Annotated in this window: 18 protein-coding genes; 14 read left to right on the top strand and 4 right to left on the bottom strand. The window is 36.7% G+C overall.

From position 1 onward, the window contains the following. Positions 1-98 precede the first annotated feature (98 nt). Genes ACN0U3_RS05305 through ACN0U3_RS05320 form a run of 4 tightly spaced genes read left to right on the top strand, consistent with a single transcriptional unit; the run spans position 99 to position 5,278 of the window. Complete coding sequence (locus ACN0U3_RS05305; RefSeq protein ID WP_417265419.1) at positions 99-1,682, top strand: LptF/LptG family permease; 1,584 nt, start codon at positions 99-101, stop codon at positions 1,680-1,682. After that, positions 1,675-2,847, top strand: coding sequence for a glycosyltransferase family 4 protein (locus ACN0U3_RS05310; protein WP_417265420.1), 1,173 nt, complete (start codon positions 1,675-1,677; stop codon positions 2,845-2,847). The genes ACN0U3_RS05305 and ACN0U3_RS05310 overlap by 8 nt, the downstream gene beginning before the upstream one ends. Before the next feature lie 13 nt (positions 2,848-2,860). Beyond that, the gene (locus ACN0U3_RS05315; protein ID WP_417265421.1) at positions 2,861-4,003 is read left to right on the top strand and encodes a glycosyltransferase; all 1,143 of its coding nucleotides are present in this window, start codon (positions 2,861-2,863) and stop codon (positions 4,001-4,003) included. A 54-nt stretch (positions 4,004-4,057) separates the two neighbouring features. Then, on the top strand, positions 4,058-5,278 hold the full coding sequence (locus tag ACN0U3_RS05320) for a bifunctional 3,4-dihydroxy-2-butanone-4-phosphate synthase/GTP cyclohydrolase II (RefSeq protein WP_417265422.1): 1,221 nt from the start codon (positions 4,058-4,060) through the stop codon (positions 5,276-5,278). 19 nt (positions 5,279-5,297) lie between these two features. On the opposite strand, the gene ACN0U3_RS05325 is transcribed toward ACN0U3_RS05320, so the two are convergent. From ACN0U3_RS05325 to ACN0U3_RS05335, 3 genes are read right to left on the bottom strand one after another with little or no spacing between them, the layout of a single operon-like run. Beyond that, positions 5,298-5,546 carry a hypothetical protein gene (locus tag ACN0U3_RS05325; protein ID WP_299205602.1) on the bottom strand — a complete coding sequence of 83 codons (249 nt, stop codon included), beginning with the start codon at positions 5,544-5,546 and terminating at the stop codon, positions 5,298-5,300. Positions 5,547-5,583: 37 nt separating this feature from the next. Continuing rightward, positions 5,584-6,741, bottom strand: a complete 1,158-nt coding sequence (locus ACN0U3_RS05330; protein WP_417265423.1) for an FAD:protein FMN transferase — start codon at positions 6,739-6,741, stop codon at positions 5,584-5,586. Beyond that, positions 6,704-12,103 (bottom strand): hypothetical protein, encoded by a 5,400-nt coding sequence (locus ACN0U3_RS05335; RefSeq protein ID WP_417265424.1) that lies wholly within the window; start codon positions 12,101-12,103, stop codon positions 6,704-6,706. The genes ACN0U3_RS05330 and ACN0U3_RS05335 overlap by 38 nt, the downstream gene beginning before the upstream one ends. Before the next feature lie 246 nt (positions 12,104-12,349). Between ACN0U3_RS05335 and ACN0U3_RS05340 the strand changes: the two genes are divergently transcribed. The 6 genes from ACN0U3_RS05340 to ACN0U3_RS05365 all read left to right on the top strand — a co-directional run bounded on the left by ACN0U3_RS05340 (position 12,350) and on the right by ACN0U3_RS05365 (position 18,593). Next, on the top strand, positions 12,350-13,072 hold the full coding sequence (locus tag ACN0U3_RS05340) for a 2-phosphosulfolactate phosphatase (protein WP_299205606.1): 723 nt from the start codon (positions 12,350-12,352) through the stop codon (positions 13,070-13,072). Between the two features lie 27 nt (positions 13,073-13,099). After that, entirely contained in the window at positions 13,100-15,046 is a 1,947-nt protein-coding gene (locus ACN0U3_RS05345; RefSeq protein ID WP_417265425.1) for a phospholipase D-like domain-containing protein, read from the top strand. A 53-nt stretch (positions 15,047-15,099) separates the two neighbouring features. Then, entirely contained in the window at positions 15,100-15,579 is a 480-nt protein-coding gene (locus ACN0U3_RS05350) for a DUF1456 family protein (RefSeq protein WP_417265426.1), read from the top strand. Further along, complete coding sequence (locus ACN0U3_RS05355) at positions 15,530-16,480, top strand: alpha/beta hydrolase (protein WP_417265427.1); 951 nt, start codon at positions 15,530-15,532, stop codon at positions 16,478-16,480. Before ACN0U3_RS05350 ends, ACN0U3_RS05355 begins: the two co-directional genes overlap by 50 nt. A 151-nt stretch (positions 16,481-16,631) precedes the next feature. Further along, positions 16,632-17,396: an ABC transporter ATP-binding protein gene (locus ACN0U3_RS05360; protein ID WP_417265428.1), complete on the top strand. Its 765-nt coding sequence runs from the start codon at positions 16,632-16,634 to the stop codon at positions 17,394-17,396. A gap of 3 nt (positions 17,397-17,399) precedes the next feature. After that, the gene (locus ACN0U3_RS05365; protein ID WP_417265429.1) at positions 17,400-18,593 is read left to right on the top strand and encodes an ABC transporter permease subunit; all 1,194 of its coding nucleotides are present in this window, start codon (positions 17,400-17,402) and stop codon (positions 18,591-18,593) included. Between the two features lie 208 nt (positions 18,594-18,801). Here ACN0U3_RS05365 and ACN0U3_RS05370 read toward each other — a convergent pair whose 3' ends face one another. Beyond that, on the bottom strand, positions 18,802-19,905 hold the full coding sequence (locus ACN0U3_RS05370) for a glycosyltransferase (RefSeq protein WP_417265430.1): 1,104 nt from the start codon (positions 19,903-19,905) through the stop codon (positions 18,802-18,804). 102 nt (positions 19,906-20,007) lie between these two features. Here ACN0U3_RS05370 and ACN0U3_RS05375 point away from each other — a divergent pair, with 102 nt between their 5' ends. The 4 genes from ACN0U3_RS05375 (at position 20,008) to ACN0U3_RS05390 (ending at position 25,564) form a co-directional block, all read left to right on the top strand. Next, positions 20,008-20,898, top strand: a complete 891-nt coding sequence (locus ACN0U3_RS05375) for a 3-hydroxyacyl-CoA dehydrogenase family protein (RefSeq protein ID WP_417265492.1) — start codon at positions 20,008-20,010, stop codon at positions 20,896-20,898. A 121-nt stretch (positions 20,899-21,019) separates the two neighbouring features. Continuing rightward, positions 21,020-22,135 carry a hypothetical protein gene (locus ACN0U3_RS05380; RefSeq protein ID WP_417265431.1) on the top strand — a complete coding sequence of 372 codons (1,116 nt, stop codon included), beginning with the start codon at positions 21,020-21,022 and terminating at the stop codon, positions 22,133-22,135. A 64-nt stretch (positions 22,136-22,199) separates the two neighbouring features. Next, on the top strand, positions 22,200-22,862 hold the full coding sequence (locus ACN0U3_RS05385; protein ID WP_299205615.1) for an outer membrane beta-barrel protein: 663 nt from the start codon (positions 22,200-22,202) through the stop codon (positions 22,860-22,862). 248 nt (positions 22,863-23,110) lie between these two features. After that, positions 23,111-25,564: an alpha-ketoacid dehydrogenase subunit alpha/beta gene (locus ACN0U3_RS05390; protein WP_417265432.1), complete on the top strand. Its 2,454-nt coding sequence runs from the start codon at positions 23,111-23,113 to the stop codon at positions 25,562-25,564. Positions 25,565-26,043 lie beyond the last annotated feature (479 nt).

Consider the following 26,043-nt stretch of genomic DNA (forward strand, 5'->3'; position numbering starts at 1 on the left):
TGTTTTTGTATTAAAAATCGCGAATAAATTCAAAAGGCGCTGACAAATATCAACAAGGATAAAAATTAAATCAGTACATTCGCAATTGAATTAAAGCGATGAAAAAACTCAGCATTTTTTTCATAAAATCATTTGTGGGGCCGTTTTTAGCGACCTTTTTTATTTCCATGTTTATGCTTGTAATGCAGTTTCTATGGAAATACATTGATGATTTAATGGGTAAAGGACTAGAAATCACAATAATTCTAGAACTCCTTTTTTATGTTTCGGCAAGTTTATTGCCGCTAGCTTTACCGCTTGCGATTTTACTTTCATCATTAATTGTGATGGGAAATCTTGGTGAGTCAAATGAGCTTACCGCATTAAAATCTAGTGGACTTTCAATCTATCGTATTCTACGCCCGCTCACAGGAGTGGTTATACTCATTGCCATTGGAACATTTTATTTTTCAAACTATGTTATCCCCATAGCCAACTACAAGTGGCATTCAATTATTTGGGACATACAAGAGAAAAAGATGACTTCATTTTTAAAGCCCGGCTCCTATACACAAGAAATTGATGGGTTCAGTATAAAAATAAAGGATGGAAAGGACAATCATTTCAAAGACATCATTATTCACGACCGACGTGTGAGTAATGAAATAAAAACCATTACAGCCAAATCTGGAGAATTTTATCAATCAACGAATGGAGAGTTTCTATTTTTCAAACTGTTTGATGGAAGCGTAGTAGAAGAACTTTCCAGTGCCCCCGATTTTCAAGCATCTGGAAAGAAAAAAAGTTCAGGTTCAAGTATTTTTCCGGGCAGAAAATCTGACTTTAAAACAGCAACCTACAAAATGGATATGAGTGGTTTTCAGTTGCAACGTACAAAAGACGACATGTTTAAAAATGATTATGAAATGTTGAATGTATTTCAAATCAATGAAACTGCAGACTCTATTAAGAATATCTACCAAGACCTCATGAAGTCCTTGTCTTTTAACAGTAAAGCCAAACACGCCTATTTCCAGGCTATACACTATTCCACAGAGCAAGAAATGGACACAGTACAAAGACAGCAACTAGAGGAATATATAGAACGAAACAAGAAAATAAGGGAGGTTTCACCTGTACCTGAAAAAGATATAAAGGAGATGGACTTAGACACCCCACCTTTGGCAGATCAACACGATGCAAAAACGAAGCGTGATTCTACCCTTTCTATCGTACCGATATATCAAATTGAAGACATGACCGAAGAGTTAAAGATGGAAACCATCTCTCACATGAAATCTCAATTAAGAAACAATATAAAATCATTAGAAGGGCAAGTAGAAATCGAAAAAAATCGTCATCGCACAATGCGCAGGTATGAAATTGAATTTCACCGTAAGTTTGCACTTTCTTTCTCTATTATCGTACTGTTTTTTGTTGGTGCACCGCTAGGTGCCATTGTTAAAAGAGGAGGGTTTGGTGCTCCTGTTGTCATTGCGGCTTTACTCTTTATGATCTATTTTGTTTTAATTACGATAGGTGATGGAATGGCTGAAAGCAATGTACTCTCCCCTTTCTTCGGAATGTGGGGTCCAAACATTATACTCTCTCCAATTGCTGCCTTACTTATGATGAGTGCTGCGAACGACAGAAGCGTAGTAACATTACCCAAAATATTTAAAAAGAAAAAGAAGAATGCATAGAGTTTTTCATTTTTCGAACAAACCTCCTTTTCCATTAAGAGATGGCGGATGCATTGCAATTTCGAGCGTATTGAAATCTTTATTGTCGTCTTCAGAAATAGAGGTTTTTCATTTCACATTATCCACTTATAAACATCCATACGCTCCTGAAATGTATCCTCAGACTTGGAAAGAAAGAATGGAAATGGATTCTTCAATCGTCAATACGAAAACCAATTTATTGGGCGCACTATACTACTTGGTCAGAAATAAGTCCTATAATGTTGCGCGTTTTTACGATCCTAAAGTTGTAAAAACAATAAAAACACATTTGAATAACAACAAGTATGACACAGCAATACTTGAAAGTATTTACCTTTTACCATACCTTTCCTTATTCAAAGAAAAGGGCATCAAAGTGATTGTTCGTGCACACAATTTAGAGCATGAAATATGGAGTTCAATGGCCGAGAAATCCCCAATATTTTTAAAACGTTGGTACTTTAATCGATTGTCCTCGCAGCTTGAGAAATATGAAAGAACAGAATTAGCCAAAGTTGACGGAATTGTATCCATCACAGAAGAAGATGCTTTATTTTTTCAACAGTTCGAACCAGAAGTCACTACCACTGCAATTCCGACAGCTGTTAAAACCAAATTTCCTCCGACAGATTATTCCCTCTCTGACTTTTATTTTTTAGGAGCAATGGACTGGAAGCCTAATATAGATGGAATTCAATGGTTTTTGAATAATGTTATTCCAGAAGGATTAAAAGGAACAAAGTTTTATTTGGGTGGAAAAGGTCTAAAAACCAATCAATACAATCATCCCAGTGTTGAGAATGTTGGAGAAGTAGAAAACGCTTTAGACTTCATCAGTGCGCATGGAATTTGTATCATACCAATGCATTCCGGTAGTGGGATCAAAATAAAGCTATTAGAAAACATGGCCATGGGAAAACCCATCATTACCACATCAGAAGGCGTTAGAGGTGTAGATGTTACTCATGAAAAAGAAGTTTTAATAGCTGATGATCCAGATGAATTTAGAGAATTAATGTACCGTTTGCATTTAGACAAAAACTTAAGAAGGAAATTAGGTAAAAACTCAAAGTTATTCATCAAAAATAACTATAGTGAAGAAAAGTTAACCCGAAGACTCATTGCATTCATCAAAGACATATAAAAAGCTCGTCATTGTGACTTCACGCTTCCCTTATCCATTGGAAAAAGGAGATAAACTGCGTGCGTATCATCAGATCAAGCAATTGGCTAACCATTTTGAAGTCCATTTAATCAGTACTTCAGAACAGAAAGTCAATCCAACGGACATTGATCAATTGCGTCCATTTTGTGCCAGTATCAATGTGTTTCCGATATCACTTCCGCAAAAACTTTGGGGAGTTCTTTCCAAACTATTGAGTAGAAAACCTATTCAGGTCGGGTATTTCCATCACTATTCAATACACAAAAAAGTCAACCGAATATTACAAGAGATTCGGCCAGATCATATTTATTGTCAGTTGATTCGTGCAGCTGAATATGTTAAAAACTACCACCATTGCCCGAAAACGATAGATTATATGGATGCGCTTTCAAAAGGAATGGAAAGACGTTCAAAAAACGCAAAATTCATCAAACATTATATATTTGAAAATGAATTCAAGCGTTTGACTTATTATGAAAATTCAATTTTTGAATATTTTGAGCACCACACCATAATTTCACAGCAAGACAAACAGTATATTTTTCATAAAAACAGAGCACAAATCCATGTCATTCCCAACGGAGTTGACGCTTCTTTTTTAGAAGTTAATCAACAACAAAGTAAATCAGCGGAATTGGTTTTTACAGGAAACATGTCTTATCCACCAAACGTAACGGCAGCACAGTTTATCGTTCAAGATATAGTGCCTTTGATATCACCTTCCACAAAGGTAAAAATTGCTGGTTCCTCTCCTGCAAAAGAAGTTCTTAAACTCGCCAGTTCTCATGTTGAGATCACAGGTTATGTAGACGATATAAAAGCGGCCTATTGCAGTGCTGAAATATTTGTAGCCCCAATGTTTTTAGGTACAGGACTTCAGAATAAACTCTTAGAAGCAATGGCGTTAGGAATACCATGTATAACAACAACCTTAGCCAATAATGCACTTGGAGCAAAACCAGAACAAGAAATCCTTATTGCCGATGATGCAGAAGCATTTGCACATCAAATCAAGCGCTTGCAAAATGCTCCAGAATTAAAGCAAAAACTTATCGACAATGGACGTGCTTTCATCGTGGATAATTACCAGTGGAGCTCTGTAACCGACAAACTCGTTCAACTAATCAAGGAATGAGTTTATTATCCGGCTTTATTGTCGTACTTTTGCATTAAATTTCAGAATACAGTTATGCAATATAAATTGAATACCATAGAAGAAGCTATTGAAGACATCATAGCGGGAAAAGTTGTAATTGTAGTTGACGATGAGGACAGAGAGAATGAGGGTGATTTCTTAACCGCCGCAGAAAATGTAACTCCAGAAATTATCAACTTTATGGCCACACATGGTCGTGGGTTAATTTGCGCTCCTTTAGTTGAAGACAGGTGTGATGAGTTAGGATTGGACCTTATGGTGCAATCTAATTCAGCGGCATATGAAACGCCTTTCACAGTATCTGTAGACTTAATCGGTCATGGTTGCACCACTGGAATATCAGCAAGCGATCGATACAAAACAGTGAAGGCTTTAATTGACCCCAATACAAAACCAGAAGAATTAGGAAAACCTGGACATATCTTTCCATTACGCGCAAAACGAGGAGGAGTATTAAGACGTGCTGGACATACAGAAGCAGCTATTGATTTAGCTCGACTTGCAGGATTTCAACCCGCTGGATTAATCGTAGAAATATTAAATGAAGATGGTTCAATGGCGCGATTGCCTCAATTGGTTAAGATTGCAGAACATTTTGATGTGAAAATCATTACCATAGAAGATTTAATCAAATATAGATTAAAGAAAGAAAGTCTGGTTGAACGTCAAGTTAAAATTCAACTGCCCACTGAATTTGGAGATTTCGAAATGGTGGCCTACACCGACAAAAATAGTGGTGAGGAACATTTGGCTTTAATTAAAGGGGAATGGGAAACAGATGAACCTGTTTTAACACGTGTACACAGTTCATGTATGACTGGAGACATCTTTGGTTCTTGTAGATGTGACTGCGGACCGCAATTGCACGAGGCTATGCGAATGATTCAAGAAGAAGGAAAAGGAGTGATTGTATACATGAATCAAGAAGGTCGTGGAATTGGAATGATCAACAAACTTAAGGCGTATAAGCTTCAAGAAGAAGGTTACGATACAGTACAAGCGAACGAAAAATTAGGATTTAAAGGAGACCAAAGGGATTACGGAATTGGTGCTCAGATTTTACGCGATTTAAACGTACGTAAAATGCGCTTGTTGACCAACAATCCAACAAAGCGAACAGGTCTTATTGGATACGGTTTAGAAGTCGTTGAAAATGTATCTTTAGAAATTGAAAGCAATAAACACAATAAGTTTTATTTGGAAACCAAGCGTGACCGAATGGGACATACAATAGCGGTAAAAGACAAAAAGTAGGGACTTCCCTACTTTTTTTTTATTCTTTATTTTCCTTTTCTTCTTTCTCTTGACGAATGATTTCGTCTCTGTTTTTATGAATTCGTTTAGACCAGGTCCTGGTAAGAATTAACGCAAGTATGATCACAGCTCCGATTATCATCGCCGTTGGAGACTCCCAAAAATTAGTCTGTTCTTTATCATTTTGGGTAACATGTTGTGGTGTTTGTGCTACAACAGTTAACCCCATCCATAAAAAAGCCAATAGTATATTTAATTTATTTCTCATACCTACAATGTAATAAAAATTATTTGGAGTACCCAGATTATTTCATTAAATAGTGTGTCATTCCTTTGCTGTAAGCCCTTTCAATTCTACCGCTACCGCCATCGAAAAGTAAATACGCTTCCAAATTCAATTCAGGATGCTTTTTGATCAAGTCCAAAGATTTCTCGACCCCCATTACCATAAACGCAGTTGCATAAGCATCTGCCGTTGCTGCATCATCAGCAATTACAGTTGCACTAAGAATGTGATGTCGAACTGGTCTTCCAGTAACTGGACTTAAGGTGTGACTGTACTTTTTTCCATCCAAGACATAAAAATCCCTATAATTCCCTGATGTTGCCACAGCACGATCACTAACTTCAATATAATTTTCTAAATCTCGTTTTGAAAGGCCTTCATTCCCTGTATTTACTTCCACAGGTTCGTCAACACCTATCACCCACTTGGTACCCCTATCGTTCATTCCTTTCACACGAATTTCACCCCCCACTTCAATGAAGTAGCTCTGATGACCTTTGCCATCAAGATAATCTGCAAGCACATCAACGGCCTGACCTTTTGCGATAGCATTAAACACCAATTTAAAGCGAGGGTCTAATTTTGTTAAAACACCATCATTATAACTGTAGTGATCATTGTTATCAAACCCGACGAAATTCAATACACTATCTATCTCAACCGCTGTAGGTGCTTTCTCAATGTCCTTAAAAAATCCCCACAAGCTGACCAATGGATAAACGGTTGGGTCAAACGCTCCTTCTGTGTAGTCGTATACTTCTTGACTCAACTCAAAACAAGATTGAAAGTACAAAGTTGAATTAAGATCAATACTAGAATTAGATGCGTTAAATTGACTAATTAAAGAAGCGTCAATATAAGTTGATAATTCAGCATTAAACCCTTCAAACAACTCCTCTATTTCCATAGGAGCAGCCTTCAAAGAGTCTTCCCCTGTTTTAATTACAAAAGTGGTACCCAATGCTTTTCCCTTGATACTAGTTTTATTCTCCAACCAAACATTTTTGGTATTGGGAACTTGTGTTTTTTGAATGGTTTTGTTTTGTGGTTTGTTGGACTTTTCTGGTGCAGTACAAGAACTTAATCCTAACATAAAGACCATCCACAAGTAGAATGAAGATTCTAGAAAAAACTTTTTTCTAATAGTGTTTTTCCAACTTGGCGTTTTCTGTTCCATTAATCCAACTTTGCTCTGTTACAGGCATACCGTTCTTACTGTACGTTAAGCCATTTCTACTCTGAATTCTAATATAAATATCTCCTCTTCCATTTTGAACAACAAAACGACGGGTAACAATCTTTACTGGAATTCCATCTTTATCTTTTCGGATATAATTTTCTTGAGAAACACCTTCAGGGTATTCATCACCAAGAGTGTTTGCTATTGCCTCATTAAAAGTCAGTTTATTCTCCTCCAATTGATTCACCAATTCTTGTGTCTTGAACTTATCTCTTTTAGAAGCCTCATCGCGCAATTGAGCTTGACTATCAATGCTTGCATTTAAACCTTTCACATCTTCGTAGTTCTCCTTAACTTTTTCTGCTTTGATCTCATTCGCTAACTCCTCTTGCTTTTTGATTCTTTCAATTTCGTTAACTGTGTTATATCGCTGTGTTTTTTCATCTTGATTTCTCAACTCACTAGCACGCTCCATTGCATCTTGCTGATCTTTTACATGCTCGTTAATCAATGCTAAATCTTCTCTTTGTTGTTGCCCTTGTTCATCCTGCATATTTTGAACCGTTTCAACTTCCTTTATGGTGTTTTGGGTTTCAGCATACTGCTTATTCGAACGGACAAGCATTTGTTCAACCTCTTTCTGATCCATTTCTTTCAATACTTCCAAAGCCAATTGTCTCGCATCGTCTTTCCCCTCTTTTGATTGGTCAAATTGATTAGAAGCAGCAGTATATTGACTATCAATTAACAATTGTTCTTGATAAGCTTCATCAGTCTCTTGGTCAAACTTACGTTGCAAGGCAGCATCTAAAGCATAAATATCATCTTGTAATTGTTGATGAATGGCGCTTTTTTCTTCCGTAGATTCAGCAACTTTCATTTCAGCTAAAAGCGCTTCATCTTGAATTTGTACCACTTGATCATACTCTGCAGAACGCTCTTCAAATGACCTTAACTCTCTGCCTTTAATGATTTCATCCACTTTGACTTCATTGTCTTTACGTTGTTCTTCACTTAAAAGGAAAAAAGCATCTTGTTGCTTATCAATTTTTAGAATTTCCTCTTCTGTGGATGTTACCCTCACTTGGTGATGCGCTGCTTCGGCTGTATTTTGAATTTCTCTAGCTTCTTCTACACCTTTAATTCTCTCAATAGTTTCAACATGATCGTGGGTTAATTGCTGTCTTAATTCATCCATTCCATCGTTGATGTAAACAATGTTTTGGTTTGCTCTCAAGGCTTCTCCTCGTTCAAATAAATTATTTTGGTTGCTTCTGATTTCCAAATTGAACTCCTCATTGTCAACCTGCTCAATAAAGACCCTTAATTTATCGTGTTCATCAATCGTTATCTGATCTCTTCGGTCTTTTATAGATAAAATTTCATTTTCATAAGCAACACGCTCTTCAAAATCAGTAGCAGACCTTTCTTCTGCCAAACCTTCGTTTCTTCTCAATTCTTTTTGAACCGACTCCAACTTCATCTGCTCCCTTTGCCTTGCTCCTGCTTCCAGCAAGGCCGCTCCTTCAATAATAGAAATATTCTCTTCCTCTCCTAGGTATTCGACTGTACTTTCTGTTTTTACGTTACCATTAAGAATCGCTGTAATTTCAGCTATCTTATCTACTGGATATTGGTCATAGCTTCTTAATTTAATTGCTCTTTCATAAAGACTGATTGCTTTATCATAATTTTCATCATCGAAATACTCATCCGCTTTAGTCAAGATTTTTTGATAACGAACGTTATCCCCTCTTTCCGTTTTCTCTTTCGCTTTAACCACACTTAACTGCATACGGTCATTCGCATACACACTATTCGGGTCAATTTGAAGTGCTTTTTCGTATTCTTTTTTGGCCTCAATAAAGTTTTCTTGATCAAACATGGCATCAGCTGCCGCAATACGTTCATTAAATCGCTCTAATCGTTCTGCTTCTTCTTTTTCTATTTTATCCAAATTATTAAGGATCTGCTCAACTTCATCTACTTTATCTTTAGCATAAGAATCATTTTCTTGAACAGACAATGCCGACTTATATGCTCCAAGTGCCTCTTGATATTGCTTATTGGCAAAATATGCATCCGCCTGATCGATGAAATTTTGATATTCTTGGTTCACAGAGTTATTCGCTATATCCTCAATGTTTTTTAGAGCCAATTGAATTTGCGATTTTGGATATTCTTCATCTTCTTTAACCTTTAGAGCATCATTGTAGAAGGCAATACTTTCCTCATAATTCTTGTTGTCAAATGCCAAATCTGCTTTATTTATCAAATTCGTATACTGCGTATCTTTTGCATTCTGCGAGGCTATTTGGTCTAACAAAGCCTGGTATTCACTGATTTTAGTTTTAGGATATTGCTCATTAGGCTTTAAATTAGAAGCTGCTTTTAAATAATCAATAGCGTTTTGGTATTTAAAGTCTTGTGCGGCTACATTTGCCAATTCTATCTGCTCCTGGTACTGACGGTCAAGTTCAGCCAATGCACCTTCTTGTTCTTTTGCTTCCTCAATTTGTCGCAATAACTCATCGATTTCTACAATCTTATTTTGAGGTAAGGATGCATTTGGTCTCATATTTTGAGCCTGAACATAAATGGCTTTAGCTTCTTCTAAAGTAGGAATGTGATTGTTGTTCGAAAGGGCTTCATCAAATTTAGTTTGTCCTGAATTTAATAAAGCCATGTATTGCTCCTCCTCAGACTGAAGTCCTTTAATTAACTCTTTTGCCTGATTTTTTAGTTGAGTCGCTTCAGGATCCAATGGTTTTTCAATTAAAGCATCGTCAAAAAACTTAATTGCAGCTGAATAATCTTTATTAGAAAGGGCTTTGTTTCCTTCCACCATAGCTGCGTTATAACGCTCATTTTTTTCAGCCAACTGATTCTTTTGATCAATCTTTTGTAGCATATCTGCAATTCGACTTTTTGCTACAGCATCATTTTCTTTAAGATTCAAAGCTTCGTTGAAAGCAGTCATCGCTTTTTCATATTCTTCCGCCGCTGCGAACGATTCTCCTTCAGCCATTTTTGCTTCATATGCCAATTCTGCTTCTTGATTATTGGCTTCCTCAGCTTCTTTTTGCGCAATCAATTCTAAACTGGTTCTAATTTCAGCATCTTCATTAATGGCCAGTGCAGCTTCAAATTTTTCTTTGGCTCCTGCCCAATTCTTTTGCGCCATCAAGACATTTGCTTCTTGTTTCAACTGAGCGAATTGTTCTTCCTTAGATTGTTGAGCGTCAAACTCCTCTTTACTGGTTTTGGCAGCAGTTAATAGAGCTTTAATATCTTCACGGTTTCCATCTAATTGAATAGCTTCTTCATATTTTAGGATCGCTTCACTCCATTTGTTTTGTGCCTTTAATGTTGTCGCTTGATCCATCAACACCTGAATCTCTTCTGCAATCCGCTCTTGATTTCCTAGTTGTTCTTGTTTAGCTCTTATGGCTTCAATCCTGTCGTTTACATGCGGTCGGTCATTAAAAATTCCTTTTGCTGCAATATATTTTGTTTTGGCCTCTTCCCAATTTTCGTCGTTAAAAGCTTGATCCGCCTCACTCACCAACTGATTAAACTCAGCTTCTTTAGCGGCCTTATTTTGCTTTTCATTCAATAGTGCTTCAGCTCTTCCTTTACCTTCAATAGCAGTAGCGTTTTGAACATCTAAAGCTAAAACAGCTTCGAAATCAACAAGTGCTTCTGTATAGTTTTCACTGCTCAACTTTTCTTCTGCACTGGCTAGTAAAGCAGCTATTTGATTGGCTTTTTCTTGATCCGCAGCTGCCGCTTCTTTCTGCGCCATTAAGGCTTCGGCATTTGCTTTTCCCGCAATCGCTTCTGCATTTTGACTATCCAAACCTAAAACAACATCATAATCGGCAATCGCTCCGGTAAAATCTTCATTTTGTATTTTTGTTGCCGCACTTGAAAGTAATTCTGAGATTTGATTTTGCTGAGCCATTTGAGCTTGTTGCTGCTCAAGGGCCTCTTGGGCATTATCACGTTTGACCACAACAGTATTGTCTTGCAGTAACCCTAAAGCTTCGTTGTATTTATCTACTGCTGACTGATAATTTTCGGCAGTAACTTGCTCATCTCCTTCAGCAACCAATTGATTGAAAGCTTCAATATTAGCGTTGGCCGCTTGTTGCTCTTCAAGTTTTGTTGTAGCCATGCTTATTCTTTCCACAGGATAAGTTGCTGCACTTTCATAGGTAATCGCTTCCTTATACTTCTCTATAGCTCCCGCATAATCTTCCTTATCGAACAAAGCATCCGCAGCCTCTATGGCTTTATTATAATTCTCTCTACGTTCTCTTTCTGCCGACTGAGCATCCAATTGATCCGCTATCGTTTTTAACCTATCTTTAGGATATTGTTCATTGGGGAGCACTCGGCTAGCCGCTTGATATTTATCACGAGCAGCTTGTAAACTATTCTGTTTAAAGAATCCATCTGCTTGCTGAATCAGTTTATCGTATTCTTCTTGCTTGGCAGCATTGGCTTGTAATTCCTTAAGTTCTTCAATTTTATCTTTTGGATATTGCTCATCCGATTTCATGGCGCTTGCTTCGCTGTATTTAGCAATTGCTTTATCATATTCTTTATTACTGGCTAGGTTATCTGCCGCTTCAATCAAATTCAAATACGCCTGATTATCTTGCTGGAACGCCAATTCCTCTTCCGCTTTTTTCTGCAGTAAGGCTTCAATTTCGATTAATCTGTTGTTGGGATGTTTTTCTGCTTGCTTATCGGGGACTTGCAGAGCAGCTACATATTTATCTAATGCTTGTTCGTATTTCTTTTCATTGTAAAGTTGATCTGCCTCTTGAATTAAAGCATTGTACTTTGCTTCATTTTGACCAGACGCCTGCTCCGCCTCTTCCAACTTATCTATAATTTTCTTTTTAGTTCGATTTGTTGGACCTGGATCATAAGTCATACGGTCTCGGTCAAAGTACCATTCCACAACAGGTTCTGTTTTCAAAAAGGAAAAATCAGCGTCCCTCTCTGTAAATAAATCAATATCAATGGGCGGGAATATATTTCCTCCTGGGGGCATGTCCTCTTCAAATACCTTAACAACATCAACTTTAATTATTTTGGTAACATACCCCGGTTTAGAATATTCTATAGTAAACGCTTTACCAGGTGAAAACTCTACCCTATAATTTCCATTAGATTTTGTTACATGCTTATAAACTTCTGCACCATTTTCTAGAACACGAATGGTAACACCTGACATAGATTTTTTTGTATCCATATCAGAAACCTTCCCTTCATAGGTAACTTTTTGCCCAAAAGAAAAGGCAATGCTGAACAATAGAACCGTTATGACTGAGAAAAGATATTTCATTTATTAGTATATAGAACGTAATCTAGTACAATCTGTTACATGTTACGTTCAATTTCATAGTTTAACATACAAATATCGTTAAAAATAAAATAAATCAGGCGATTTTATCCAAAGGATGTTCTAACAATTAAATCACGCGGCAAAAAGACCTGATAAACACCAGTTTATAATCAAGTCAATCTTGAGTTCTTGTAAAGATTACTTTTGTCTCGTCTACTATTTATGGAAATTCATTACTTTCGCTGCATGCAAAAGAAATTTATTGAGGTGTGTTATACCCCGGGAGATTACGAATATTATAAAGGACGCTTTGACATTGTGGTAGTAATCGATGTATTGCGTGCAACAACAGCTATTTGTTCGGCCATTGACAACGGAGTGAATAGTGTGATCCCTGTATCTACAATTGAAGAAGCGAAGGCTTACCAAGACAAAGGTTTTTTAGTCGGCGCAGAAAGACAAGGAGAAATCGTAGAAGGTTTTGACTTTGGTAATTCCCCTTACAGTTATATGAAGCCAGCACTAAAAGGGAAAGACATAGTACTGTCAACCACTAATGGAACTCGCGCCATCAATATTGCAAAAGAAGCGCCAACAGTAGTAATTGGGGCTTTAACTAACCTTGATTATCTGATTGACTGGTTGATACAACAAGAGCAAAACGTTGTTTGTCTATGTTCAGGTTGGAAAGATAAATTCAACTTAGAAGATACCATTTGCGGAGGAGCAATTGCAGAAGGTTTGTTGAAAACAGGGAAATTCACATCCGATGACGATTCTTCAGTAGCAGCGAAATACCTTTATCTTGCAGCAAAAGACAATTATTTTGGATTCTTAAAAGCAAGTTCACATAGAAGAAGATTAAAAAGATTAAATTTGAATGAAGATATTAAATTTTGTCTTACCCCTAATCAAATGAAGGTTATTCCAATTTTAAAAGGAAATAGAATTGAAAAATTAAGCCTTTAGTTTGATTAGTGAATTTTTAATCAGCACATGACACAAAAAACACTATTGCTTTTCTTTCTACTCTTCAGCACGTATTCATTTGCATGCAAGAAAAAAGACACCAGCAAAGTCGAATGGATTAGAACTTACTTTAATTCTATTCCCGACCATAACTTCGCACTGCCCGACAACAAAGCTTTAGGTGAATACGACCTCATTCAACCCCTTATCGATCGAATTGATAGCGCGCAATACAGTATAGACCTTGTAGCCTATGATTTGCAAAACATGCGTGTAGGTCACGCCTTGGCAAATGCATCACGAAGAGGTGTTCGGGTAAGGGTCGTTACAGATGTTATTCATAGAGATCACGCTCCTCGTTTTACTCATCCCATGTGGGATACTTTGAGGGCGGCTGGAATATATAACATCGATGACAGTGGTACAATTTATCATCCTGATGGAAGAATTATTGCCTTAAATGAAAAACTTCCTAATTCAGGAGCGAACATGCACCATAAATTCGCTGTGTTTGACGCCTTAAGTGAAGATCCAGAAGACGACTATTTATGGACAGGTTCCATGAACATTACTTATACTGGTCCATGGAACACCAACGTTGTACTAGTCATCAAAGACAGTGGAATTGCAGGAGCATACCTAGAAGAGTTTAAGCAAATGTGGGGAAGTAAAACTGCAGTTCCCAATGCCAGAAAAGCTAGATTTCACAAAGACAAACGCAATGTTTCAAAAAACATTCACCACATCAATGATATTAAAGTAGAGGTTTACTTCGGCCCCATGGACAGGAACAAAACCAAGCCTAGTATTTCGAAAAGAATAACCACACTAATTAACGAATACGCAAAACATGATGTTCGTTTTTTAGCCTTTGCCATCAGTCCAAACATTCCCATTAGCGAAGCTATGATAGAGCGTTCAGGTCGCGGAGAGATCATTTTAGAAGGCGTTATAGATCCTGCTTTTTACGCACGATATAGGAACAACGACCAAATTTGGGCAAAACCTGAAATGGCGTTTGGAAACAGACTTATACTCCCTGGAAAAGAAGTGCGAAAACTTCACGCAAAAACCATAATCATTGATGCAGAGTATCCTTATCCCGAAAAACACAAAGCGCTTACCATTGTGGGTTCTTATAATTTTTCCGCAGCTGCTGAAGTTGCCAATGATGAGAACATTTTGATGATTTATGACAATAAAATAGCCAATCAATTCTTTCAAGATTTCAAAGGTGTTATGAGTCGGGCAAAGGGAGAAAGCTATCACCACTACCCCAGCCTAGACACCAATATTTGGTATGATAACTTTAGAATAGGTAGAAATGGAAATATTGAGGTGGAGTTAGCAACCAACTTATTTTATCCTGTTGAATTGTTGGGGGTGAAAATTCCGAGAAACTGGGCTGGTCACAAAGATTCAAGTTACTATTATGCTGAAGAATCCTTGCAGTTTCTTGATTCTCTAATTGAAGGAGCAGCCTTAAGAATAACAGCAGGAAAAGAAGAACCATCACATAGGTTTGGACGTTATTCTGGATACATCACCGCAAAAAAAGACACCCAATTAATTAATGTAAACAGAAAAATGATCGAAACTGGAAACGCTACGTTTTCTTATTATGGTAGACAACAACCAGACTCCATACTTTCATTCAAATTAGCTGAAGAACAAGCCAAAACAAACTACCGTGGAATGTGGGATTGTCCAGAATTAGTTGATACCAAAATCCTTACCGCTGAAGCAACAATGCTCAAGAACTTATTTCCGTTAGACATCAACACAGCAACAATTGAAGAACTGTCACTTGTACCATCCGTAGGTCCAAAAACAGCAGAAACAATCATACAATACAGAGAAGAAAAAGGCGTGTTTTCAAGTTTAGATGATCTTTTAGAAATCAGAGGAATTGGAACGGCTACATTGGAAAAATTAAAAGCCTACCTTATTATAGGAGAAGAAGAAGAAGACTAAAACTATAAAATAGTAACATTTCATCTCTAAAAAATCATTAATTTTGGAAAACTATGACAAACAACGATATAATACGTCAATTGCGCTATACATTTGATTATAATGATGACAAAATGATGGAGCTTTTTGCTTCAGGAGCATTAGAGGCTTCACGTGCTCAAGTGTGTGATTGGTTGAAGAAAGAAGACGATGATTCACATGTTAAAATTGAGGACAAAGAATTGGCTGCTTTTCTCAACGGTTTCATCAATGAAAAAAGAGGGAAAAAGGAAGGAGCTCAAATGAGACCTGAAGATCGATTGAACAACAACATTATCCTTAGAAAATTAAAGATTGCTTTAAATTTACAAGACAATGATATGTTGGACATCTTTGATTTGGCCAATATGCGGGTGAGCAAACATGAATTAAGTTCATTCTTTCGCAATCCATCACAGCGTCAGTACAGAAAGTGTAACGATCAATTTTTACGAAACTTCCTTTATGGATTACAAATTAAATACAGAGACAACGCAAAAGTGGAAGACCAGTAATAAAATGATTAAATACACAATCCACCTTATTCTTCCCCTTCTCTTGTTCATGTTCAGTGCATGCAACCTGAATAAAATGTATCTTCAGCCTACAGAAATGAAGCCTGATGCTAAATCGGCAACCCTTTATTTAGAAGGAGACACCGTGACCATAAACTACATAGGTGAACACTATCAACCCCAATTTATCCGCAATGGAAAAGACACCGTCGAATTTGATTACACCATAGAAAGTACCCTATTTGAAAGCACAAGTGGGAATTTACTCAATGGTTGGATGCTCACACCGAAAGATGTTAAACCAAAAGCCACCCTTTTATTCTTTCACGGAAATGCCGGATTTATTACCAGTCAACATTGGTCTATGACCCTACTTTTGAAGTATGGCTACCAAGCATTCGTCATAGATTATAGCGGATACGGATTTTCTGAAGGAAGGGCCACGCGAAAAAATGTATTAAAAGATGGAAACTCTGCCCTGAACTATATCCTGACCCGACCAGATGTTAAAGGAACAGATATTGTGCTCTACGGTCAGTCACTGGGTGGACATTTAGCCACGGTAGTAGCCGCTCAAAATCAAGATAAAATTGATGCTTTGGTAGTAGAAGGCGCCTTTTCCTCACACAAGGACATTGGCATCCACTTCGCAGGTTTTCTAGGAAAAATATTTGTAAAAGAACAGTATAGTGCAATCGAATCTGTTCAGCAGTTCAACAAACCCATCCTTGTCATTCACAGCACAGAAGACAATGTTGTACCATTTGAAATGGGAAAAAAGATATATGACCATGCGAATGAACCCAAAGCGTTTTATGAAATAGACGGTTGTCATATCTGCGGAGCGCGAATTTACAACAAAGAAATCGCTCAAAAAATCGCAAAAATGATAGCACAATAAAATCAATTGATAATTCTTTTAAGTTTCAAGTAATAAATCAAGTATAATAACAGAATTTACTATCTTTATGCCTTCATAATCACACCGTACAATTATGATATTCCCTACAAAAGTGTGGTGAATATTTAAAGATTATCAACATAGAACACTTATGATTCAAGTAGAAAACATACGCAAAGAGTTTGAGTTAACGAAAAAGCAACAAAAGGAAAACAATACCACCGATAAGTTTGCTTTAGCCGTTGAAGATGTGAGTTTTGAATGTCAACCTGGACGTATCTTCTCACTACTTGGTCCAAATGGCGCTGGAAAAACGACGACATTACGCATGCTCGCAGGAATATTAAAACCCAGTCAAGGCTCCATCAAAATCAACGGTATTGACATTCAGAAACAACCCAATGATGCCAAAAAAGTGATTGGTTTTCTTACGGGTTCTACAGGACTCTATGAGCGGTTAACAGCAAATGAGATCATCGCTTATTTTGCAAAGCTATATGGAGTTTCAGATGCTGACTACGAGCAACGAAAAGAACATTTATACACCTTATTGGGAATGCACGACTTCCAAGATCAACGCATTGGTCGATTAAGTACAGGAATGAAACAAAAAGTCTCCATTGCCAGAACGATGATACACGATCCAGACGTAGTTGTATTTGACGAGCCAACCAGTGGACTAGACGTCATAACAGCAGAAAACATCATTAAACTCATCAGTGATTGCAAAACACAAGGAAAAACAGTCATTTTCTCCTCTCACATTATGAGCGAAGTTGACTTGCTGTGTGATGACCTCGCCATAATCCATAAAGGAACGATAATTCACCGTAGCAGCATGCAAGACTTCCGTGACAACATGCAAACCAAGAATTTAACTGAAGAATTCATCCGCATCATCAACGAAAACAATTAAGCCATGATATTTACAATATTTAAAAAAGAATTAAAAGACACATTACGAGATCGCAGAACTATTATCGCAATGATTGTAGTTCCTATCTTGGTTTTTCCATTAATTATTGGGCTTTCGACAACTGTCACCAAGCATTTTGACGAGCAGCAAAAAGAAGAGGTTTTAAAAATTGCATTGATTTCTGATAAAACAGACAATCAATTCTCACAAACACTTGCCTCCATCCCTGACACATTGGGACCAAAAGAGTTGATTTTTCGAGAAGATACTTTAGGATTAAGGAAAGACATTAACAATGACTCGATTCAACTGGCCTTTTTTATTCCCACAAGTTTTGATGATGAACAAGCTGAGAACAAGCAATCAACAGTTCTCATTTTTCATAAAGGAGTAAATGTAGGAAACAAGGCACGGGTTCAAACCTATCTTTCTGAAATTAAAAACACTTTTTTAACGCAACGTTTTGAGAGGTTAAATTTAGACACGCAACTTATCGAGCCCATTGCGGAGCAATACATTGATTTTTCAAGTGAAAAAGAAGTCATAGGAAAATTAGCAGGTGGTGTCCTCCCCTATTTATTCATCATTTTTGGATTCATTGGATGTATGTATCCAGCCATAGATTTATTCACTGGAGAAAAAGAAAGAAAAACCCTTGAGACTCTATTGACTACTCCAGTTCCACGTTGGAAAATATTAATCGGTAAAATGCTAGTGATTGTTCTATCAGGAATAGCTGCAGCAAGTTTTTCTTTACTCGGTTTGTTTTTAGGACTTCGGGTTTTCAATTTAGTGGACAATCCTGCAATAATGACTGTTATCGATGGAATACTAACTCCTACATTTATACTGAGTTTATTTGTTCTTCTTTTACCATTGACTATTTTCTTTGCCGGAATAATGATACCAGCAACAATATACGCAAAGTCATTTAAAGAGGCACAGAGTGTATTAACTCCAGTCAACTTTGTTGTCATACTCCCTACTTTTATAGGTTTTTTACCTAACATTGAACTCGACTATACTACAGCGGTCATTCCGATTGTCAATATCGTATTGGCCACAAAAGAAATCGTTGCAGGAACCATCGATCCAATCTTGATGATCATTAGTTTTATGACCATGGTTGCTGTCGCTGCGTTATCAGTATTGTTTTCTTACAAGCGATTTGGTAAAGAGAGTAATATTATTAGTTGATTTTAAGGTTCGGGTATTTACATTTCGGGTATTTCAATCAAGTGAAATTTATAGAAGCACGGCTAAGCTGTGCTTCTTTTTTAATTTTAAACAGTTTCTATTTACTCCTCCATTTTCATCTCAAAGACTCCAATAAAAACCTCTGTTGCGATGCCCTCTAAACCTTTTAGTTCTGTTTGACCTTCAACTTCCCATTCACCAGACCACCTCACTCCTCAATCATAAACTCCAACATATCCTCTACAAAATCGTCCCAATTATAGGTTGAAGGTTGATCTGTTGTTGTAATATGAACACTATTCAACATTTTCTCAATGCCTTTACTCAATTCAAGAACATTATTTGGGGGGACGATCATTCCTTCTGTTTCATCTTGAATAAATTCTGACAATCCGCCAACATCTGTGGCTACTACAGGTTTATTGAAGTGTTTGGCTATGGCGATAATTCCGCTTTGGGTTCCAGATTTATAAGGCAAAACAACCACTGAGGTTAAGGAAAAATAATACTTCACCATTTCATCGGAAATATATTCCAAATTGAGGTGTACCCTATCTTCAAGCTGGTGTGATTTGATGATTTCATCATACTGTTCAAAAGAACCATAAACTTCTCCAGCAACAATCAAATGAATATCTTCTTCCAAGTCTTTCATCGACAATAACAATTGGTCTAGACCTTTATAATCACGGATTAATCCAAAAAACAACAAGTATTTTTTATCAGGATTAAGATTTAGTTTCTCAGCTGCTTCTGTTCTGTCCACAACATTCCCGAAATGATCATAAACAGGATGAAGTAAAACTTTAGACTTAACCCTTGGATAGTTTTCTTTAATTTCCTTATTTACAGCATTTGACAAAGCAATGCAATGACTATTTCGATTAAAGAAATAATTAGATAAAGTTCTGTCCAACTTCCCTTGCTCGTGTGGTGTAGCATTATGAACGATTGAGACCACGCGACAATGTTTACTCATTTTTTTTGCTACGTACCCTAATGCAGGTGCCATATAAGGCATCCAGTATCCTATGACCAAAACATCAGGTTCAAACTCACGAATGCGTTTCACCGTGGTCATATATGTTGCCGGATTCATTGCATTTAACACGCGAACAGTTGGAATTTCATCTACCTTATCATCCGCTGTGACCAATTGTGTTTTCCCTGGAAACATCGCCTTTGGATATTGTAAGGAAAAATTAAATGCTTTCACTTCATATTTACGTTCAATTGCACGATATAAAGCGGCATTAAACTGTGCTATTCCGCCACGATAAGGATAAAAAGTAGATAAAACGGCTATTTTCATAAGGTCAAATTTAACAAACTCTATAAAATTTAACCCAAAAGCCTTAGCTAATTAACGATTATCTGTAACTTTAGGGCACGAAAATAATTTTATAAGAATATGATAAAAAAAGTAGCAGTAATTGGTGCTGGAACAATGGGAAATGGAATTGCTCACGTTTTTGCACAGTTTGGATACGAAGTGTCATTGGTTGATATTTCACAAGACTCTTTAGATAGAGGAATGGCAACGATTGAAAAGAACCTCGATCGTATGGTCAGCAAGGAAAAAATCAGTGCAGAAGATAAAGCAGCAACATTAGGTCGACTTAAAACTTTTACTTCAACAGAAGAAGGAGTAAAAACAGCTGATTTAATCGTTGAAGCAGCGACAGAAAACGAAAGTTTGAAGTTTAAAATCTTCGAACAACTAGATAAAGCTGCTAAGCCAGAAGCGATTTTAGCGACCAACACTTCTTCAATCTCAATTACAAAAATCGCTGCTGTAACTTCTCGTCCAGATAAGGTAATTGGAATGCACTTTATGAATCCAGTTCCTGTAATGAAATTGGTTGAAATCATTCGAGGTTATTCAACTTCTGATGAAGTGACAAGCTTAATTATGGAAACTTCTAAGTCATTGAAGAAAACTCCAGTTGAAGTGAATGACTATCCAGGATTCGTTGCCAATCGTATTTTAATGCCGATGATCAACGAAGCAATCATTACTTTAAATGAAGGTGTTGCCGGAGTTGAAGAAATCGATACTGTAATGAAACTAGGAATGGCTCACCCAATGGGACCTTTGCAATTGGCTGACTTTATTGGACTAGATGTTTGTTTAGCGATTATGGAAGTGCTATACAGCGGTCTTGGAAATGACAAATATGCACCTTCCCCACTATTGGTGAACATGGTTGCTGCTGGCAAAAAAGGAGTTAAATCTGGAGAAGGTTTTTATGATTGGTCACATGGAACAAAAGAACTTATTGTAGCTTCTAATTTCAAGAAGTAAACTTTATTATTTGACTCAATACAAGCACCTTTTTTGAGGTGCTTGTTTGTTTCTACAATTCGCATTATTTTTACGGTATATAAATTGTGTAACAATAGTACATTTTGAACGTTATATAACCATGAGATACATTATCACCCTTATAGTTTTACTTTCTATTTCATTCCCAATCTTTGGACAGAAGAATCTTGCTCAACTTCGTGAAAAAGAAGAAGAATTGAGTAAATTACTCACGCAGTTAAGAACAGCCAAAGAAGACGAAAAAATTAACCTCTTGAATAAAGAGTTCAAAACAGCGTTTGGCAAGGCACTCAATATGGATGGTGCATTTGACTATCCTTTTGCTGCTTTAACTTCTGTGGGAAAAATATATTCGGATGATAAGCTTGTACGTGTAATCACATGGAATATTCAATACAAGGACTTGATGCATAATTACTTTTCATTTATCATGAAAAAAGATGAGCGTAGAGACCGAATACATGTTATTGAATTAAATCGCGAGAAGCAACACTTCGGAATGATTCAAGAAGAAACGGTAACCCATGAAAATTGGTATGGCGCCTTGTACTATGACATCATTGATGTTCAACGCAGAAATAGAACCTACTATACCCTTTTGGGTTATGATGCCAATGACCAAAGGAGTTCAATAAAATTAATTGATGTACTGTATTTCACAGGTAAGATTCCCAACTTTGGTTATCCATTATTTGAAGTCAAAAACGGCAGGGCAAAACGAGTAATATTTGAACATTCGAATAAAGCCACAATGTCTCTAAGGTTCGATGTTGAACGCGATAAAATTGTATTCGACCACCTTACTCCAGAGTCACCTGGTTTAAAAGAATTTCGAGAGTTTTACGTTCCGGACATGTCTTATGATGCTTATGAATGGGATGGTAAGCAATGGATTTTACATGAAGACATTATTGCAGTGAACAAAGAAGTTTCTAACACTGTAGATTTAAAAGCCTACGATAAGGAATTAGATTCCGTAGTTTCTGTTCCTACAAAAAGTACATGGATCAATCCAGAAGATCCTAATTCACCTATTGACGGAGGTCGACACCAAGCTGTTACCCCTGATGATTTGAAACAAGAACAGAAAGGTAAAAAACCAAAGAAATCAAACATTGAAAAAGTCAGTCCTAACAAATCCAAATCAAATCATCAAGGAGTTAGTTTTTCAAATCTAAACGACAAGAAAAAGAAAAGGAAGAGAAAAAGAAAATAAAGAAAGATACGAATAATCAATTTTCCATTCTAATTTATTAGTTTTACAAATAAACAAAGGTTTTATGCGTCATATATTCATTATTTTACTACTTGCTTTTACAGTTTCTAAAGTCAATGCTCAAGAATTAAAACCATATACTTTCATGGTTGGTTTATCATGGAATGCCATAGATGACGACGGTGATCCCTATCGTAATTTACTCAATTTCATGCCGAGGTGGAACATGATCCCCGCCCCTACAACTGTAAGCGTTGATTATTACCTGCAACAAGGAATGAGTGTTGAGGCTTTGTTTAATTTCAACCGTTACATCGGATCTAATATTGTTAATGCGAATACTGGAGAAAAAGGATTGGTGTTCAACAGTGATGTAAACTTTAAATACAGTTTTGGGTACTTGATGGAACAACCTTACTTTGATCCTTTTATATTCTTGGGAGTTGGATATACAAACCGACCAATTGACAAGATTAATCACATGGTTTCACCCAACCTAGGAGTTGGATTTAATGTAATGTTTACTGAATACATAGGAATACAGCTTAGAGCAGCAGGTAAAGTTGCAGTTCACCCTGTGATTTATAAACATGAATCGAATTACTTACATTATCATGCTGGAGTTATCTATAGATTTGGTGCTCAAAACTACGCGGGTAAATTCGATGGTAAACGTTACAAGTGGACCCATAAAAAGTACAAATACAAAAAACCAAAAGGACTATAGTCTTTTTTTAGTTGTAAGTTCACTCTCCCATTCTTTTAAATTTCAGTGAATTTCAATCATTGGTCTTCTCACTATCTAATTGTTCTGGTCTAATTTCGAAGACTTAGACTTATAATTCTATTAGATCAGCAAACAACTTGATAAAAATCAACAGGATACCTCTGTGCTTTCACAATACCTTTAACGGGGAGTTGATCATTCGATAAATTGAAATTAAATACTTATATTTGCGTACAAATTTTTATCCTATGTCAAAAGCAACAGTCCTTAAAGAGGAACCGAATAAAATCGATTTTGAAGACTTCAAGAAAGAAGTATTAGCTGATTTCAGATTGGCGAACATTTCTCGAGAAGCATCATTATTAGGAAGACGTGAAGTACTTACTGGAAAAGCCAAGTTTGGAATTTTCGGTGACGGTAAAGAAGTCGCACAAATTGCTTTAGCAAAGCAGTTCAGAAATGGAGATTTCAGATCAGGTTATTACCGAGATCAAACCATCATGTTGGCCATCGATCAATTGACAGTACAACAGTACTTTGCTGCTTTATATGCAGAAACTGATGAGACTTTAGAACCTGCATCAGGAGGTCGTCAAATGGGTGGGCATTATGCCACACGAAATATAGACGAAAATGGAGAGTGGAAGAACTTAATGGAACAAAAAAACAGTTCTTCAGACATCTCCCCTACTGCTGGTCAAATGGCTAGACTATTAGGATTAGCACAAGCCTCTAAAGTTTATCGTCATCATGATGAATTAAAAAACATAGAGAAATTTAAGGCTTTTTCAAACGGAGGAAATGAAGTTGCCTTTGGTACAATCGGAGATGCAAGTACTTCTGAAGGTCAGTTCTGGGAAGCGATGAACGCTGCTGGAGTTTTACAAGTACCGATGGTAATGTCAGTTTGGGATGATGGATACGGAATTTCTGTATCTAAAAAGTACCAAACTATTAAACAAAGTATTTCAGAAGCTCTAGCTGGATTCCAGCGTACGGAAGAAAAGAAAGGATTTGAAATCTTAAAGACAAAAGGTTGGGATTATCCACACCTTTGTGCAACCTATGAAAAAGCGGTTCGTATTGCACGTGAAGAGCATGTTCCAGTATTGGTACACGTCGAAGAAGTGAATCAACCACAAGGTCACTCTACTTCAGGTTCTCACGAAAGATATAAGTCTGAAGAGCGTTTACAATGGGAGAAAGATTTTGACGCCGTAGCAAAATTCAAAGAATTCATCCTTAATTATAAGGGAGAAAACGGAGAAACAATTGCAACAGCTGAAGAAGTTGAAGCCATTGAAAAAGAAGCAAAGAAAACGGTAAGAGAACAAAAAGCAGCTGCTTGGAAGGACTTTAGAAAAGGTACAGAACAAGATTTAAATGCTGCTGTTCAGTTGATGAAACAAATTGCTGTTGAGAGTGAAAACGGAACCTTTATCAATAAAGAAATTGAAGCTTTAGAAAAAGCCTTTGAACCGATCAGAAAAGATGTTTTCAATACAGTAAACAAAGTATTACGTTTAGTTAGAGGAGAAAACAGTGCTGCAAGAACGCAATTGATCAACTGGTACAAGGGGAAACTTGAAGAAAATAAAAAGCGATATGGGTCTCACCTCTACTCTGCTTCTAAATATGCAGTGACCAATATAGAGGCTGTAGCGCCGACTTATGGAGATGATGAAAGAATTGAAGATGGACGTTTAATTTTACGTGACAACTTTATGAAGTTGTTCGAAAAACATCCTGAAATCATCACTTTCGGTGAGGATACCGGAAAAATTGGTGGAGTAAACCAATCGATGGAAGGAATGCAAGAAAAGTTTGGTGAAATCCGTGTTTCTGATACTGGAATTCGTGAAAACACCATTCTTGGTCAAGGAATTGGAATGGCATTGAGAGGACTTCGTCCAATTGCAGAAATTCAATACTTAGATTATTTGTTGTATGCCATCCAGGTTATTTCTGATGATTTAGCAACCGTTCAATACAGAACAAAAGGTGGACAAAAAGCACCTGTAATTATTCGTACACGTGGACACCGTTTAGAGGGTATTTGGCACTCTGGTAGTCCAATGGGAATGATCATCAACGCTGCACGTGGAATTCATGTTTGTGTTCCTAGAAATATGACGCAAGCTGCTGGAATGTACAATACATTAATCGAAGCAGATGAGCCCGCATTGGTGATTGAACCATTGAACGGTTACCGTGTTAAAGAAGCAATGCCTACAAACCTTGGTGAATACAAAACTCCATTAGGTAAGGTTGATGTTGTAAAAGAAGGAACAGACTTAACATTAGTTAGTTATGGTTCTACTTTCAATATCGCAGCAGAAGCAGTCAAAGAATTAGAAAAAGCAGGCATTAGTGTTGAATTAATTGACGTTCAAACTTTATTGCCTTTCGATTTAAACCACGATATTTCTAAATCTTTGGAAAAAACGAATCGATTAATGATTGTTGACGAAGATGTTTCTAGTGGAGCGTCTGCATATATTTTAGATCAAGTTTTAGTGAAGCAAAAAGCTTATTATTTATTGGACAGCGAGCCAGTAACAGTAAGTGCAAACGACCACCGTCCAGCGTATGGAACAGATGGAGATTACTTCTCTAAACCAAATATCGATGACATTTATGCCGCTGCATACAAAATTATGAATGAGGCAGATCCAAAAGAGTTTCCTTCTTTTTTGGATTAATAAATAGTTAAAGAGAGAGGGCGTTTCGAAAGGAACGCCCTTTTTTTATTTTTGGCCTAATTTTCGTCTGTAAATAAAGAGAACCTTATAAAATTACAATGAACTATTCATATCTCATTAAACACTGGATTACTACCTTAACCTTTAGCTCTTTATTTATTTTTATCTATTCATTTTTTCAGGAAGAAACATATGACCTTTCTTATCAACTGGAGATTTTCTTTATTTTCTTATTGTTTAGCTCACTCTTTGCTCTACCAACTATTATAATCTCGTTCCTACTTTTTCACTTTTTAATTAAGAAAAGTGTTCAATCAAGTATTATTAAATTAGTCATCATTCTTACAACTGTATTCGGAACATTTTTAACCTTGTATATCATCTCTAATTCCATCGCAGTTGAATATACTATAGTTTATTCAATAGTAGGTGTTTTATCGGCAGGACTCTATAAATTAAGAAATAAATCAACTTAGTCT

The sequence above is a fragment of the Brumimicrobium sp. genome (assembly GCF_048268645.1).
In the GTDB taxonomy this organism is placed as follows: domain Bacteria; phylum Bacteroidota; class Bacteroidia; order Flavobacteriales_D; family Crocinitomicaceae; genus Brumimicrobium; species Brumimicrobium ulvae.

What these genes read in the sequence shown, in the direction of transcription:
- ACN0U3_RS05355 (WP_417265427.1), top strand. Translation starts at nt 15,530, where the DNA reads ATGGATTACAAATTAAATACAGAGACAACGCAAAAGTGGAAGACCAGT.
- ACN0U3_RS05335 (WP_417265424.1), bottom strand. Translation starts at nt 12,103, where the DNA reads ATGAAATATCTTTTCTCAGTCATAACGGTTCTATTGTTCAGCATTGCC.
- ACN0U3_RS05365 (WP_417265429.1), top strand. Translation starts at nt 17,400, where the DNA reads ATGATATTTACAATATTTAAAAAAGAATTAAAAGACACATTACGAGAT.
- ACN0U3_RS05305 (WP_417265419.1), top strand. Translation starts at nt 99, where the DNA reads ATGAAAAAACTCAGCATTTTTTTCATAAAATCATTTGTGGGGCCGTTT.
- ACN0U3_RS05320 (WP_417265422.1), top strand. Translation starts at nt 4,058, where the DNA reads ATGCAATATAAATTGAATACCATAGAAGAAGCTATTGAAGACATCATA.
- ACN0U3_RS05350 (WP_417265426.1), top strand. Translation starts at nt 15,100, where the DNA reads ATGACAAACAACGATATAATACGTCAATTGCGCTATACATTTGATTAT.
- ACN0U3_RS05380 (WP_417265431.1), top strand. Translation starts at nt 21,020, where the DNA reads ATGAGATACATTATCACCCTTATAGTTTTACTTTCTATTTCATTCCCA.
- ACN0U3_RS05310 (WP_417265420.1), top strand. Translation starts at nt 1,675, where the DNA reads ATGCATAGAGTTTTTCATTTTTCGAACAAACCTCCTTTTCCATTAAGA.
- ACN0U3_RS05345 (WP_417265425.1), top strand. Translation starts at nt 13,100, where the DNA reads ATGACACAAAAAACACTATTGCTTTTCTTTCTACTCTTCAGCACGTAT.
- ACN0U3_RS05370 (WP_417265430.1), bottom strand. Translation starts at nt 19,905, where the DNA reads ATGAAAATAGCCGTTTTATCTACTTTTTATCCTTATCGTGGCGGAATA.
- ACN0U3_RS05360 (WP_417265428.1), top strand. Translation starts at nt 16,632, where the DNA reads ATGATTCAAGTAGAAAACATACGCAAAGAGTTTGAGTTAACGAAAAAG.
- ACN0U3_RS05385 (WP_299205615.1), top strand. Translation starts at nt 22,200, where the DNA reads ATGCGTCATATATTCATTATTTTACTACTTGCTTTTACAGTTTCTAAA.
- ACN0U3_RS05330 (WP_417265423.1), bottom strand. Translation starts at nt 6,741, where the DNA reads ATGGAACAGAAAACGCCAAGTTGGAAAAACACTATTAGAAAAAAGTTT.
- ACN0U3_RS05340 (WP_299205606.1), top strand. Translation starts at nt 12,350, where the DNA reads ATGCAAAAGAAATTTATTGAGGTGTGTTATACCCCGGGAGATTACGAA.
- ACN0U3_RS05325 (WP_299205602.1), bottom strand. Translation starts at nt 5,546, where the DNA reads ATGAGAAATAAATTAAATATACTATTGGCTTTTTTATGGATGGGGTTA.
- ACN0U3_RS05390 (WP_417265432.1), top strand. Translation starts at nt 23,111, where the DNA reads ATGTCAAAAGCAACAGTCCTTAAAGAGGAACCGAATAAAATCGATTTT.